This window comes from Vibrio sp. 10N.286.55.E10 (assembly GCF_002872555.1).
Taxonomy (GTDB): Bacteria; Pseudomonadota; Gammaproteobacteria; order Enterobacterales; family Vibrionaceae; genus Vibrio; species Vibrio crassostreae.
The window spans coordinates 37,058-50,001 of the sequence record NZ_MCSD01000011.1 but is presented as its reverse complement, the minus strand read 5'-3'; the positions used below and the strand labels follow the sequence as shown (position 1 = coordinate 50,001).

The 12,944-nt window shown below is 45.0% G+C and carries 11 protein-coding genes and 1 riboswitch; of the genes, 3 read left to right on the top strand and 8 right to left on the bottom strand.

The features are described from left to right. Positions 1 to 68: 68 nt before the first annotated feature. From thiB to mpl, 3 genes are all read right to left on the bottom strand, one after another. Positions 69 to 1,061, bottom strand: a complete 993-nt coding sequence (thiB, locus tag BCV39_RS08585) for a thiamine ABC transporter substrate binding subunit (protein WP_102432492.1) — start codon at positions 1,059 to 1,061, stop codon at positions 69 to 71. Between the two features lie 53 nt (positions 1,062 to 1,114). Beyond that, a riboswitch (TPP riboswitch) is annotated at positions 1,115 to 1,234 on the bottom strand. Positions 1,235 to 1,277: 43 nt separating this feature from the next. After that, positions 1,278 to 1,901 (bottom strand): flavin prenyltransferase UbiX, encoded by a 624-nt coding sequence (locus BCV39_RS08580; RefSeq protein ID WP_102432491.1) that lies wholly within the window; start codon positions 1,899 to 1,901, stop codon positions 1,278 to 1,280. A 38-nt stretch (positions 1,902 to 1,939) separates the two neighbouring features. After that, complete coding sequence (gene mpl, locus BCV39_RS08575) at positions 1,940 to 3,298, bottom strand: UDP-N-acetylmuramate:L-alanyl-gamma-D-glutamyl-meso-diaminopimelate ligase (protein ID WP_102432490.1); 1,359 nt, start codon at positions 3,296 to 3,298, stop codon at positions 1,940 to 1,942. A gap of 270 nt (positions 3,299 to 3,568) precedes the next feature. Between mpl and fbp the strand changes: the two genes are divergently transcribed. Then, complete coding sequence (gene fbp, locus BCV39_RS08570; protein WP_048659276.1) at positions 3,569 to 4,579, top strand: class 1 fructose-bisphosphatase; 1,011 nt, start codon at positions 3,569 to 3,571, stop codon at positions 4,577 to 4,579. A gap of 92 nt (positions 4,580 to 4,671) precedes the next feature. Here fbp and BCV39_RS08565 read toward each other — a convergent pair whose 3' ends face one another. From BCV39_RS08565 to BCV39_RS08550, 4 genes are all read right to left on the bottom strand, one after another. Beyond that, complete coding sequence (locus BCV39_RS08565; RefSeq protein ID WP_048659277.1) at positions 4,672 to 5,028, bottom strand: DUF2799 domain-containing protein; 357 nt, start codon at positions 5,026 to 5,028, stop codon at positions 4,672 to 4,674. Positions 5,029 to 5,109: 81 nt separating this feature from the next. Beyond that, positions 5,110 to 5,466, bottom strand: a complete 357-nt coding sequence (locus tag BCV39_RS08560) for a gamma-glutamylcyclotransferase (protein ID WP_048659278.1) — start codon at positions 5,464 to 5,466, stop codon at positions 5,110 to 5,112. A gap of 48 nt (positions 5,467 to 5,514) precedes the next feature. Next, entirely contained in the window at positions 5,515 to 9,273 is a 3,759-nt protein-coding gene (locus BCV39_RS08555; RefSeq protein ID WP_102432489.1) for a translocation/assembly module TamB domain-containing protein, read from the bottom strand. Next, a complete protein-coding gene (locus BCV39_RS08550; protein WP_102432488.1) occupies positions 9,270 to 10,982 on the bottom strand; it encodes an autotransporter assembly complex family protein in 1,713 nt (570 codons plus the stop codon). Before BCV39_RS08550 ends, BCV39_RS08555 begins: the two co-directional genes overlap by 4 nt. 195 nt (positions 10,983 to 11,177) lie before the next feature. Between BCV39_RS08550 and msrA the strand changes: the two genes are divergently transcribed. Further along, positions 11,178 to 11,807 (top strand): peptide-methionine (S)-S-oxide reductase MsrA, encoded by a 630-nt coding sequence (msrA, locus tag BCV39_RS08545; protein ID WP_048662151.1) that lies wholly within the window; start codon positions 11,178 to 11,180, stop codon positions 11,805 to 11,807. 109 nt (positions 11,808 to 11,916) lie between these two features. Here msrA and BCV39_RS08540 read toward each other — a convergent pair whose 3' ends face one another. Further along, entirely contained in the window at positions 11,917 to 12,117 is a 201-nt protein-coding gene (locus tag BCV39_RS08540; RefSeq protein ID WP_019821424.1) for a DUF1107 family protein, read from the bottom strand. A gap of 252 nt (positions 12,118 to 12,369) precedes the next feature. Here BCV39_RS08540 and BCV39_RS08535 point away from each other — a divergent pair, with 252 nt between their 5' ends. After that, complete coding sequence (locus BCV39_RS08535; protein ID WP_048659282.1) at positions 12,370 to 12,921, top strand: YtfJ family protein; 552 nt, start codon at positions 12,370 to 12,372, stop codon at positions 12,919 to 12,921. Positions 12,922 to 12,944 lie beyond the last annotated feature (23 nt).

The following is a 12,944-nucleotide window of genomic DNA, read 5'->3' as shown; positions in this document are numbered from 1 at the left end:
CGTAAATGGCTCACTCAATTGATGTCGAATGAATCTTTAAATACAGAAAGCTAATTTTTAAAAGTACGTTAGAAAGTAAGTGCACTCTGCCATTCACGAATCCAAGGCTTGCGCTTCTCGGCGATCTCTTCAGAGCTAAAGCTCAGCGCCTTCTGCGGTACAGTTAACTGCTCAAAACCTTTTGGTAGCTCGACACCCGTTACTGGATACATCCAGTTACCTGTAGGCATCGCCGATTGGAATTCATCACTTAGGATAAAGGCCATAAACTCATCAGCAAGCTTTTCGTTGTTACTGCCTTTAACCTTAGCGGCCACTTCAACTTGAGTGTAATGCCCTTCTTCGAAGCTCGCTGCTGCGTACTTAGAATCGCTCTCTGCAATGATATGGTAAGCCGGAGACGTTGTGTAAGACAGAACCAAGTCAGACTCACCTTCTAGGAACATAGAGTAAGCTTCAGACCAACCTTTGGTTACCGTAACGGTTTTCTGAGCTAGCTTCTTCCAAGCTGCCGTTGCTTCATCACCGTAAACAGATTTCATCCATAACATCATGCCTTGTCCAGGTGTTGAAGTACGTGGATCTTGGTAGATAACCTTCAGATCATCACGCTGCTCAACCAACTCTTTTAGGCTTTTAGGCGGGTTTGCGAGTTTCTCTGTGTTATATACAAAGGCAAAGTAACCAAAGTCATAAGGTACAAAGGTGCTGTCATCCCAACCATTAGGCAGTGTTACTGATGAAGTATCAACGTTGTGCTCAGCCAATAAACCCGTTGCTTTCGCTTCAGCCATTAGGTTGTTGTCTAGACCTAACACGATGTCAGCTTTGCTGTTACCGCCTTCAAGACGCAAACGGTTAAGAATAGACACGCCATCTTCAAGCGCGACAAAGTTCACATCACAACCACACTTCTCTTCAAATGCTTTTTCAACGGCAGGACGAGGGCCCCAATCCGCAGCAAAAGAGTCATAGGTATATACAGTCAAAGTGTTGTCTGCAGCGAAGGCAGAAAAAGAGATCGCTGTAGTTACAGCAAGGGTAGTTAATGTGATTTTCACTGGACGCTCTCCATGGTCTGAGCGGCACAGGTTTGAGGGAGGAGAACGGTAGAGGTTGTTCCTAACTCAATTCCTACGCCAGCATTATCTGGTTCAGGTTTACGGGTCCCAAGCGTATGCTTGATCTCAGCTCGCATTCATTATTTGAATGGTTCGCTCCCCGATGAGTGTTCAGAATTGTAATTCGAATTTTAACAATAAGCTATCAAGTTTGGATCAATTACGTTGATCGTAACCCCAACGTGGCACTAAACCTTGCTCGATACCAAGATGGTCCAGAATGCGCGCCACCATAAAATCGACCAGATCTTCGATCGACTTAGGTTGGTGATAAAAACCCGGAGCAGCAGGCATGATCGTCACGCCCATGGTTGAGAGTTTGTGCATGTTCTCTAAATGAAGCGTCGAAAATGGCGTCTCACGAACCACCAACAACAATTGGCCTCGCTCTTTCATGACCACATCTGCCGCTCGCTCAATCAAGTTATCCGACAAGCCATGTGCAATTGAAGCCAAGCTTCCTGCAGAACATGGACACACCACCATCTGCTTCGGCGCTGCTGATCCAGAGGCAACCGGCGAGAACCAGTCATCTTTGCCACACACCACCAGCTTTTCGGGGTCACACCCAAGATGTTTAACCAAAGCTTGTTTCGCCGCATCCGGCCCAGCAGGTAGCTTGAGTTCATGCTCGGCCGCCAATACCACTCGTGCTGCCGATGAAATCAGCAAGTAGACCTGATAATCGGCCGCCAAAAGGCATTCAAGTAAACGCAAGCCATAAGGCGCACCGGATGCGCCAGTAAAAGCAAGAGTTATCGCTTTATCGTGTTTTGTCATGTTCTCAATTACTTCAAATTATAAGGTCGTGAACGCCATTAGCCTTTGAGTGCCAACCCATCCAACAGTTTTTGGTGAATACCACCAAAACCGCCATTACTCATTACCAAGATTTGGTCGCCCGCTTGTGCCTCTGAGACAATTTTAGCAACGAATGCATCCATGTCACCACTCACGTGTGCCGGTTGGTGACAAGCGTCCGCAACATCTTGTACCGACCAACCAATGTTTTCCGGTTGGAATAAGTAGGTAGAATCCGCTTGCTTCAACGAATCAGCCAGGGTTTCTTTATGCACACCACGTTTCATGGTGGCAGAACGAGGCTCTAGCACGGCAATGATTTTCTTCGTGTCGACCTTATTACGTAAGCCGCCCAGCGTAAGTTCAATTGCCGTTGGGTGATGTGCAAAATCGTCATAGACAGAAACGCCTGCCACTTCGCCTTTAAACTCTAGACGACGTTTGGTGTTGATGAACTTCGCCAACGATTCACACGCTAAATCAGGTGTCACCCCTACATGTCGCGCAGCTGCAATCGCCATCAAAGCATTATTGACGTTATGGTCGCCAACCAAATCCCAGTCGACAGTTCCAACGCATTCGCCTTGGAAGTAAACCTCAAATTTAGAGCCGTCTTTAACCAGCTTCTTCGCATCCCAATCACCGAGTTCACCACTCGATTCAGTCTCACTCCAACAGCCACGAGATAGAACGTCTTGAATAGCCGTATCTTGCTTAGGTGAGAAAATACGGCCATTGCTTGGCACAGTGCGCACTAAGTGATGAAACTGACGTTTAATTGCCTCAAGATCATCGAAGATGTCCGCATGATCGAACTCTAGGTTATTCATCACCAAGGTTCTTGGGTGGTAATGGACGAACTTAGATCGTTTATCAAAAAAAGCACTGTCGTATTCGTCGGCTTCTACCACGAAGAACATGCTTTCACCAAGACGAGCAGAAATACCAAAGTTACCCAACACACCACCAACTAAAAAGCCTGGTGCATAGCCACAGTCCTCTAAGACCCAAGCCAGCATGCTCGATGTTGTTGTCTTGCCATGCGTACCCGATACCGCCAATACCCAACGGTCATGCAGTAAGAACTCTTGCAACCATTGCGGGCCTGAGGTGTATCTAAGGTTGTTATCCAATACATACTCAACACACGGGTTGCCACGACTCATCGCATTGCCAATCACCACGAGATCCGGCCTTGGTTCTAATTGGCTTGGGTCGAACCCTTCAATAATTTCAATCCCTTGAGATTCCAACAAAGTGCTCATTGGTGGGTACACATTCGCGTCACTACCGGTAACCTTGTGACCTAATTGACGAGCCAATACCGCAGCACCTCCCATGAAGGTGCCACAAATTCCTAAGATATGAATATGCATAAATTGCTTCCAAACGCTTGGCTAAATAAACGATGCCTAATTAAAACGGCTAGCACTCATTATCATTAAATGACGATTAAAAGCGAGTGACAATGCAAAACAAATTTAGTCGACATAGTAAGTGAGATCTGCGTCGCTTAGTTCATTACCATTAAAAAGATCTAGCCTTTAGAATTTAGGTAAGCGTCTAGATGAATAAAGCCCGTACAAGAGGCAAATTCAATAGTGCTCAAATCCCCCCTAATATTCAGAGAAGTTTAAGGAAATAACATGTCTGAGATGCGCACCCTTGGTGAGTTCATTGTTGCAAAACAAAATGACTTCCCCCATGCAAGCGGTGATCTATCATCCCTTTTGTCATCAATTCGCCTTGCTGCAAAAATTGTTAACCGCGAAATTAACAAAGCAGGTCTTGTCGACATTACTGGCGCTGTTGGTACAGACAACGTGCAAGGTGAAGAGCAACAAAAGCTAGACCTGTATGCTAACGACAAATTTAAAGCCGCACTTGAAGCTCGAGATCAAGTTTGTGGCGTCGCGAGTGAAGAAGAAGACGAAGCCGTTGCCTTCAATAAAGAGCTCAACAAAAACGCAAAATACGTTGTACTGATGGATCCACTTGATGGTTCTTCAAACATCGATGTGAATGTATCGGTTGGTACCATTTTCTCTATCTACCGTCGAGTATCACCGATTGGAACTCCACCAACGCAAGAAGACTTCCTACAACCTGGACATAAGCAGGTGGCCGCAGGTTACGTAATTTACGGTTCTTCAACCATGCTTGTATACACAACTGGTGCAGGCGTAAATGGCTTCACCTACGACCCATCATTGGGTACCTTCTGTCTGTCTCATGAAAATATGATGATCCCTGACGAAGGTAAAATTTACTCAATCAACGAAGGTAACTACATTCGTTTCCCTACAGGTGTTAAGAAGTACATAAAATACTGTCAGGAAAGCGAACCAAGTGATAATCGCCCTTACACTTCTCGCTACATTGGTTCTCTTGTATCTGATTTTCACCGTAACCTGCTTAAAGGCGGCATCTACCTGTACCCAAGTACAGAAAGCCACCCTCAAGGTAAGCTACGTTTATTGTATGAATGTAACCCAATAGCCTTCATCATGGAGCAGGCGGGTGGCATCGCATCCGATGGTGCCCAACGCATCATGGATATCAAACCAACAGAGCTACACCAACGCGTACCTTTCTTTGTCGGTTCGAAGAACATGGTGAAAAAAGTAGAAGAATTTCTTGAGCTTAACCCAGACTAAGCCATTCGTTTATTTATTAAATTAACGTCATTAAAAAAGCCAGCATTCACATGCTGGCTTTTTGTTGTTCGCTGCGTTAAACAATCACCGAATTATTGAACGCTATACTTTGATTCAGCACCACGTTCGTAGTTAAAACGGAACCATTTATCGACGTCGTCACAAATCCCAAGGTAAGTCTCACCACGGCGACCTAGCGCTCTCGGGTTTTGAGAACAATACTGAGTTTTACCCATTTCATAACCTTGACCATAAGCGGCATATAAGTCTGCATCAATGGATGGTGAAGACGCGGCTTCAGCCAAGCTTGCTTCAGTCTGCTTGGTTTTTCCTTTTAGCGCCATTTCTTCGCCAAAGCTCTGCCAATCGGCTGTGTTCATTGACGTTGGTGGCGGAGTTTGCGCACAACCAAATAACATTACTGATAGCACCAATAATAGATATTTCATAATTTCCTCCTAGTGGAAAAGACTAGCCTGTACATTGAGACTTTTAGCTATTGCGTCAGAATGCTTCCAGTAGTTCATTCACTATAGCGGGTTGTTCCGCTTACACCAGTTACCCGAAAGTATTTCTTTATTAGCTGTTAGATCAAGCTGATACAAATATACCCATGCTAATCCAAATATAGTCTCTATTTGCTCGCGACGATACTCAACAGGAACATCTTCTAGCCGATCGAGCGACTCTAAAATTTCGTCGTTAATGATATAGACCTCACCAGCGACACTTTTCTTTCCAAGAATCATCGCCGGATAGGCACCTAAATCAAAAAGTGCGTATTCCTCTGGTGTGTCAAACCTTCCTAAACACTCACACTGTTTTAAATAGTAGTGGTTCGATTGATCTTTTCTCAATGTCCCATAAACAAAAACGAGGTGCTGCATACCCACTCCCTAGTATTCGTCATCCGCTAGTCAATCCCGCTCAAAGTGTTACTCGAACTCAAATTGATAAAGAAGGTCTACTGCACTGTCTAGGCCAGATACAGCTTCGACATAGAGATCCTGCATCAATCGATAACGAACGGTAAACTCACCCAACGAGTTGAAGATACCCACACCATACTTCACCTGTAAGCCTGGCAAAATGTAACCACTTACCGTTACTTGTGAGTCATCACCAGAACCTGCGGTATCCAGTTGTAAATCCTGTACACCAAATGCCTCACCGATTTCGCCAACAACCTTACCGCTCTTCGCTAAACTCAAACCAATTAAGGTGGTTGTCATCGAACCGCTCGACTCACCGTCGATATCTTGGCCACGCAAAATATAAGACAGCGCATTGGCTTGCGGCATTGCAGGGTCAGAATAAATCTCTATCGTCGGCTCTGTCGCTGGGCCAGTCACTCGAATACCTGCTGTCACATCGTCCTGAGTATTATCAGGGTTACGTACCGCATTTATCGCGACGTATGGCTGGTCCGGAGGTCCGTTCATTAGAATCTTACCTTCTTCGATCAACAGGTCTTGCCCGAATGATTGGTAAGTACCATCGACGATGTTTACTTCGCCTGTAATAAAAGGACCTTGATCTTTTTGAGCCACGTTAAGCTTACCGACCAAATCACCTTCAAGACCAAAGGCAGACAATTTAAAGTCATCACCAATAGAAATATTAATATTAGTCATCACATTGAATGGAATCGCATCTTCGTTTTCTGGCTCTAGATCTTTATTCAAGATAACTTGATCAGAAGAGACACCTACCGCTGACGGTGGTAAGTCTTCTACAACAATTCGTCCCCATGGTAATGCAATATCACCGGTGATTTTCGCCAATTCTGGTGTGACATCAATGGTCATATCAGGCACGACCTTCACCTTGACCATCGGCGGAATATCAACCATCAACTCATCAGCAAACACTCTGACGTTAGAGTGCCATGCTTTAAGATCTTGCCAAACCCCGCCTCCCTCGATATCAAGGTGACCATCGGGCGTTTCAATATTCGCATCCAACTTTGCACTATAACCATCAAAGTCGAGAGCGATACGGCCATCTTTCACATCAACAGGCGTAACATCACCTTTGACTTGAATGCCATCAACAAAGAATTGACCAAATACTTGAGGGTGCATCAAAGAGCCTTTAACTTGAAGCTCACTCTCAAGGTCGGCTTTTAATAAACTATATTCACCTAGGAGTGGCTGTAAGAAATCAAGGTGGAACGTGGTCAGCTTAATTGCAGCATCGACCATTTTGTCTTCGACAAGAATATCCGGTAGCGACACCGTGCCAGACAGATCACCATTGTCGGAAACATCCAACTTAAAGTCGGCATCCAGTTTGTTGTCTTTTAGCTGGGCATTCAATGCAACGCTTTCCCACCCCAGTGTGATGGGCTCGCCAACTTGTTGAACAACCTGACCTTTCGGCATATCAACGCTTACCGTAACCTCAGGCTCACCTTGTTCAGACCACTTGGCATGAGCTTTAACATTCACTAAACCTTGCAGTTCCGTCTCTTTAGGAACAAAGGCTTTGATCTGATCGAAGTCGAACTGATTGATTGCAATCTTAGCCTCACCTGATTTTCCGGCGCGGATATCCTCATCCAGACAGACACTCGAACTAGATTGCTTCCAGCAGTGCGCTTGAACGTCGGCAAACTGCTTATCGACGTCCGCCTTTATCGCGACAGGCTGGTCTAATACCCAAGGCCCCTGCTGAGTGGTGATTTTGACTCTGTCTAACGAACCATCCCAAATAAGAGAAGGCTTCTGAATCAATTTTCCAGAGATAGCCAAGCTGGTCGACACGATGTCGGATATCACATCAAGTGTCACTGTGTGTTTCTTTTCGCCACCACTCACCGTAAGATCAATGCTTTCCACACTTTGATCTTGATAGGTTAGGTTCTTAGCTTTTAATACAAGATCGGCTTGAGCTTCAGGCAATGGTAGGGGAACCACCGAACCATTAAGCGATAGGGATTCTAGTGTTGCTTCGTTATTCCAATCGACCTTATCAACATTAAGTGCAAGATCGACTTCAGGCTCTTTCGTAGGGCCGCTAAGTTGGATGTTACCAATCACTTGTCCTTTCAAGTCTGGAACACTTTTCACCAGCTCAGGGAAGTAAATATCAACGCCCATGTCCCATTGCTTATCAAGCTGTCCCTGTGCCTTAATCGAGTTAACACCATGAGCCAAGCTCAAGCCGCTGGTTTGCAGTTTAGGCTCACCACTTGCACTACGATCCGACGCTGACAACTGACCTTCGATGTCCAACGGGTAATCACGCAAGATACCCTCGATATCAAGCTTAGGTAGCTCAATCGCCCAGCCACCAGCTTCGGTCAACTCCCCCGAAGTCACTAAACTACCGCTGATGTTACCTTCCGCTTCTGGCCATTGCAGACCAGGCTGAATGTCTTTTAGGGTCACATCCGCTTGCCAATTCACAAGCTTTTTCCAGTTCGCTTTAACGACACCATTGAGTTCACCGCCCAAGGTCTTCAGTTTCAGTCGCTCAAGCTCTATTTGTTCAGTGGTACCTTTACCCTTTAGGTCGATGGCTAGGGCAGGAATCTCCTTACCATCCGCTTCACCTTTAAGTAGAACATTGAAACGATCTAGTGAGCCATCAGCTTTGAATTGATCAATTGTCGCTTGGTAATCGCTTTTGCCTGTAAGAGGCCATTGCGCTTGGCCGCCCTCTAAAAGAAGGTCAAACGGTAGAGTTGGCTCTAGCGGTTGAATCTCCCCAGACAACTTTGCCTCAATCAGATCAGAAAATTGGGAATCTAGGTTTAGTTTAGCCACGCTACCTTGCGCTTTCAGAGACAACTTCTGCCCAGCAAGGTCGGTTTCTTTCACCAAAGCATCTAAAGAAAGGTCTAGCGGGTAGCCACCTTTGAGCTCAACCTTAGTCGTTAGATTCGCGCTTGCTTGTGGCATGTCGAGCTCGAGAGATGAAACGTTCACAGAGTGCCCACCAGCTTGCGCCTCGAGTCCAAGATGGTTCACCACAATTGGCGTTTCTTGCTCTAAGGTAAAACGGTTGAGATCAAAACGCTCCAACATAATCTGTAAAGGAATCCAGACTTCCGGCAATTCGATAGCAGTTTTAGTAGCAGTCCCTGGCTCGACAGCTTCTGCTTGCGGTTCTTCTGTCGATTCCGCGAGTTTAACTTTCAGATCATTGAATAAGGTTGGCGATACCGTCAGCTTTTCGCCCTGCATACTCAAAGCCGTAGAGAACAGACTCCATTCAATTTCATGGCCTAGGATATTCAGCTTGATATCAGATAAAGCGATTCGATTGATTACGATTGGCAGCGGTGTTTTTACCGATGTTACGGGCGGAGTAGGCTCTGCTTCTTCTGTAGAAGCTGGCGGCAATTCAGTAAATGCGAAGTCCAACCCTTGAATAGCTAAGCGGTCGACACACAGCTTAGGATCGAGCAGACAGCGAGGATTAATAGCCAAGTTCAGCTTTTGAACCTTGGTATCGATATGCAGGCTGTCATCTTTAAACTGAACGTTATTAAGCGTAAAGCTTGGGAAAAGCGCCCCTTTGGTACTTTCCACTTTAAGTTGTGGCAACGCTTTCTCAGCACCCCATAGCACAGTGTTCAACCCTGGATTGGTGAACAAAACAAAACCTAGTAGGGCTATCAACAACAGCAAAATAGACGTCAATGAAATCGACGTCCACTTAATGAATTTTCCCATCACTTTGATCATAATTCTGGCCCTAAACTAAAGTGCAGTTGGAACTCATCACCTTTTGCTGCATCTAGACCCCAAGCAAAATCTAAACTCACTGGACCAACAGGAGAGGCCCACCGCACCCCGACTCCGGTACCGTGCTTCCAATCAGGTTTGTCATTGAATGCATCACCAATGTCGTAGAATGCCGCCCCCCACCAGTTTCCAACCAAACGGTATTGGTATTCAAACGAACTGGTTGCCATGAATTTTGCACCCGTTAGTGCGCCACTTTCATCGCGAGGAGAGATAGACTCATAACCATAACCACGGATACTGTTGTCACCACCGGCAAAGAACCTTAGCGAGGGAGACAGCTTCTCAAACTCGTCTGCAAAGTTACCGCCGAATTGAAGGCGAGTTAAACCACGATGGTTATTGCCAATACTTCGTATCCATGCCGTTCGCCCTTGAAAACGTACCACCTTGGTTTCAGATAACAATGTGTCATCAGCCGCCTCAAACATAATGGTTTGTTTATCGCCCCACATCGGCATCGAACCGCCTCGTGTTCGAGTTCGTGAGAACGAGATCCCCGGCAATACAAATTGTGCTAAATCGTCTTGTAAACCTTGCTCATAGTTTTCGACCAAGTACCGAATGAATACCGTGCGCTGCCAACCATTATCCAGACGCCAATACCTTTCTAAGGCTAAATTTGATTCCAAACTTTTGGTATCTCGGTTATCTAAGTTCTTCATACCGTACTTAACTTGATAGTAGTCATTAAGTACGTCATCCAATGGGATTTTATACGCCGCCGTAATCGTCTGTTCAGGCTTAGAAATCGACAAGCTACTATTGAAGCTATGGCCTTTTTCGTTAACCCAAGGTTTTTTCCATTTAAGAGTGCCTTTCACACCAAGGTCTGTTGAGACACCGATACCCGTTTCGATTTGGTTACGAGCTTGTGGAGCAAGGCTAACCTTCATCGGAATCTCTCTGCCCTCACCCAACTGGCTTAAATCAGGCTCAACAAATACCGACGAGAACCAATCAGTATTAGATAGATTTTGGTTGTACTCACCAACTTTGGTAATGGAGTAAGGTTCGCCATCTTTAAATGGTTTGAGTGACTGCACCTTATCCTCTTCTATTTGGCTACCAGTAACCTGAGTGGTACCAAAGTGATAGCGAATACCACTGTTATAATGAAGACGAACATAAGCGCGGTTTAATTCAGGGGCGACTTCTAGCTTACTGAGGTCATATGCCCCATCAAAATAGCCTTTCGCTAATCCAAGATTACGTATCGACGATTTCAAAGAGTCATAATTACCATGGTTCAAGATTGAACCTTTAGACAGCTTACTCTTAGCGATCAACGCTAGAAAGTCTGGGTCATCTTTGGCTTCACCCGTCAGAACGATATCGGAAGCATAAATAATAACAGGCTCTCCCGACTCAACCGTAACGGTCAACTCGGTATCATCTTCGGAGTGAGTAAATGTGATAACAGGTTGGTAGTAGCCTAACGCATTCAGGGCTTCTTTAATCATAGATTCCAAGCGAGATTGGAATCTTAGTGAGATCGAATACTCTTCTTCAGGGATCGCACTCAGATAAGCATCAACATTATCCTCAAGCGCTCCATCCAGCCCTTTGATTTCAAGGGAAACGTCAGCGAAAGCGAGCGTCGATGACAGTAGAGTGCCAATCAGAACTGGTAAAGTTTTTCTTATCATGTTTAATTGGTGAAGAAGTTATCAATACGTTAATAAGTGAAAAGAAATAATACCGCTAAATAGGCATTGAGTCTGTAATAAATCCTGGAATAACACGGTCTAATTTAAAGACTTATTCAATATTGACCAACAGTTAATATGAACCCATGTTAAATAAAAGCCAGCGCGGTAAACGTATGCGAAAAGGAATATAACATGCTAAACAAACAACAACTGGTTTCTGCAGCAACCGCATTACCGGGAAATGCTGACCCAATTCGAATTACTGAGCGCCATTTCGTCAATCAAACTGACCTGCTCGATGCGCCTACGAGTTCTCAACAAGAAGTCCTACTTGGTATGGGATGCTTCTGGGGAGCTGAGCGCTTGTTTTGGCAATTGGATGGCGTTATTTCAACATCCGTTGGTTACGCTGGCGGATACACTGTTAACCCCACTTATGAACAAGTATGTACTGGACAAACTGGCCATACCGAAGTCGTTCGTGTCATTTTCGATAGCGAACAAACCTCTCTAGCTCGAATACTTGAAACCTTTTGGGAGCGTCATGACCCAACTCAAGGGATGCGCCAAGGCAACGATTTAGGGACTCAATACCGTTCCGCGATTTACACCTTCAGTGAAGAACAACAATCTATCGCTGAGCACTCTAAACGTGAATATCAACGAGCAATGACTGAATCATTAGGCAACGAGATCACGACGGAAGTTCTGCCTGCTGGAAAATATTTTTTCGCAGAAACCTACCACCAGCAATACCTAGCTAAAAACCCGAATGGTTATTGCGGGTTGGGTGGAACCGGTGTCTGCTTCCCTCCACAATAAAGTGCCGTTCGACATACCAGCGAGAACGACACGCATTAAAAAAGGGCTTCCATTAGGAAGCCCTCTTCATTGTTAATCTATTCGGTGCAAACAAATCGATAAAGCGCAGTTACACCGGCAACGCAGCAATCGTGCCGTTAACTTCTTTAAAAATAGTGAGCTTTTGTTTGTCTGAAACTTCAGGAAGAAGCACCTTGCCTTGGTCGAAGCGAAACTCTCCGACACCTTCGATAGCAAATTGGCCCTTGAACAGGACTTTAACGAAACGCGCCACCTGATGTGGACGGTAAGTAGAAAATTTTCTTAACATAATACAACCTCAATTCCATTTGAGTACTACAGTCACACACCTGAACACCACCGTATTCGAAGCACATTTAATCGCTAATTCCTTTAGCAAACAGCAAGATAATCTATTGTTCATCTTGATATTGATGCATTATACCTTTTGGTAACAAGCCTGCAACTTATTTCTACATCGTACGATAAAAAAGTTAAAGAGGCATTTTTCAAATTTCATATTATACTTCCAGTGCAAACCAATAAGCGGAACAAAAATATAATGAAAAACAAAACTCTACTGGCTTTTTTAGCCGCAGCCTCTCCACTCTTCGCCAATGCTCACAATCTATCTGTAGGTTCAACTCTGCCTGCTGTTGATGTTAGCAACTATGGTGAAATCGTTCTAAACGACGGTAATACCGGATATCAAACTTGGGCAACCAGCAACCTCCTAGGTAAAGTTCGCGTCGTTCAAGCTATCGCTGGCCGTAGCAGCTCTAAAGAGCTAAACGCACCATTGATGGCAGCCATTACCGCCTCGAAGTTCTCAGAAGACAGCTACCAAACCACCACCATCATCAACCAAGATGATGCTATCTGGGGTACGGGTTCTTTTGTTAAATCGTCAGCAGAAAGCAGCAAAGAAGAGTTTCCATGGTCTTCTATGGTGTTAGACGAAGATGGCACCGTCGCTTCATCTTGGGCTCTGAAAGAAGAGAGCTCAGCGATTATCGTTCAAGATAAACAAGGGAAAATCTTGTTTGTGAAAGAAGGCGCACTTAACGAATCAGAGGTCACGCAAGTCATTGAATTGATTAAAGCGAGTCTTTAATCAGATATTCACCTCTTTTTCGA

Coding starts and splice junctions, on each gene's coding strand:
- msrA (WP_048662151.1), top strand. CDS start 11,178: ATGCTAAACAAACAACAACTGGTTTCTGCAGCAACCGCATTACCGGGA.
- BCV39_RS08540 (WP_019821424.1), bottom strand. CDS start 12,117: ATGTTAAGAAAATTTTCTACTTACCGTCCACATCAGGTGGCGCGTTTC.
- BCV39_RS08580 (WP_102432491.1), bottom strand. CDS start 1,901: ATGACAAAACACGATAAAGCGATAACTCTTGCTTTTACTGGCGCATCC.
- BCV39_RS08550 (WP_102432488.1), bottom strand. CDS start 10,982: ATGATAAGAAAAACTTTACCAGTTCTGATTGGCACTCTACTGTCATCG.
- fbp (WP_048659276.1), top strand. CDS start 3,569: ATGTCTGAGATGCGCACCCTTGGTGAGTTCATTGTTGCAAAACAAAAT.
- mpl (WP_102432490.1), bottom strand. CDS start 3,298: ATGCATATTCATATCTTAGGAATTTGTGGCACCTTCATGGGAGGTGCT.
- BCV39_RS08560 (WP_048659278.1), bottom strand. CDS start 5,466: ATGCAGCACCTCGTTTTTGTTTATGGGACATTGAGAAAAGATCAATCG.
- BCV39_RS08535 (WP_048659282.1), top strand. CDS start 12,370: ATGAAAAACAAAACTCTACTGGCTTTTTTAGCCGCAGCCTCTCCACTC.
- BCV39_RS08555 (WP_102432489.1), bottom strand. CDS start 9,273: ATGATCAAAGTGATGGGAAAATTCATTAAGTGGACGTCGATTTCATTG.
- BCV39_RS08565 (WP_048659277.1), bottom strand. CDS start 5,028: ATGAAATATCTATTATTGGTGCTATCAGTAATGTTATTTGGTTGTGCG.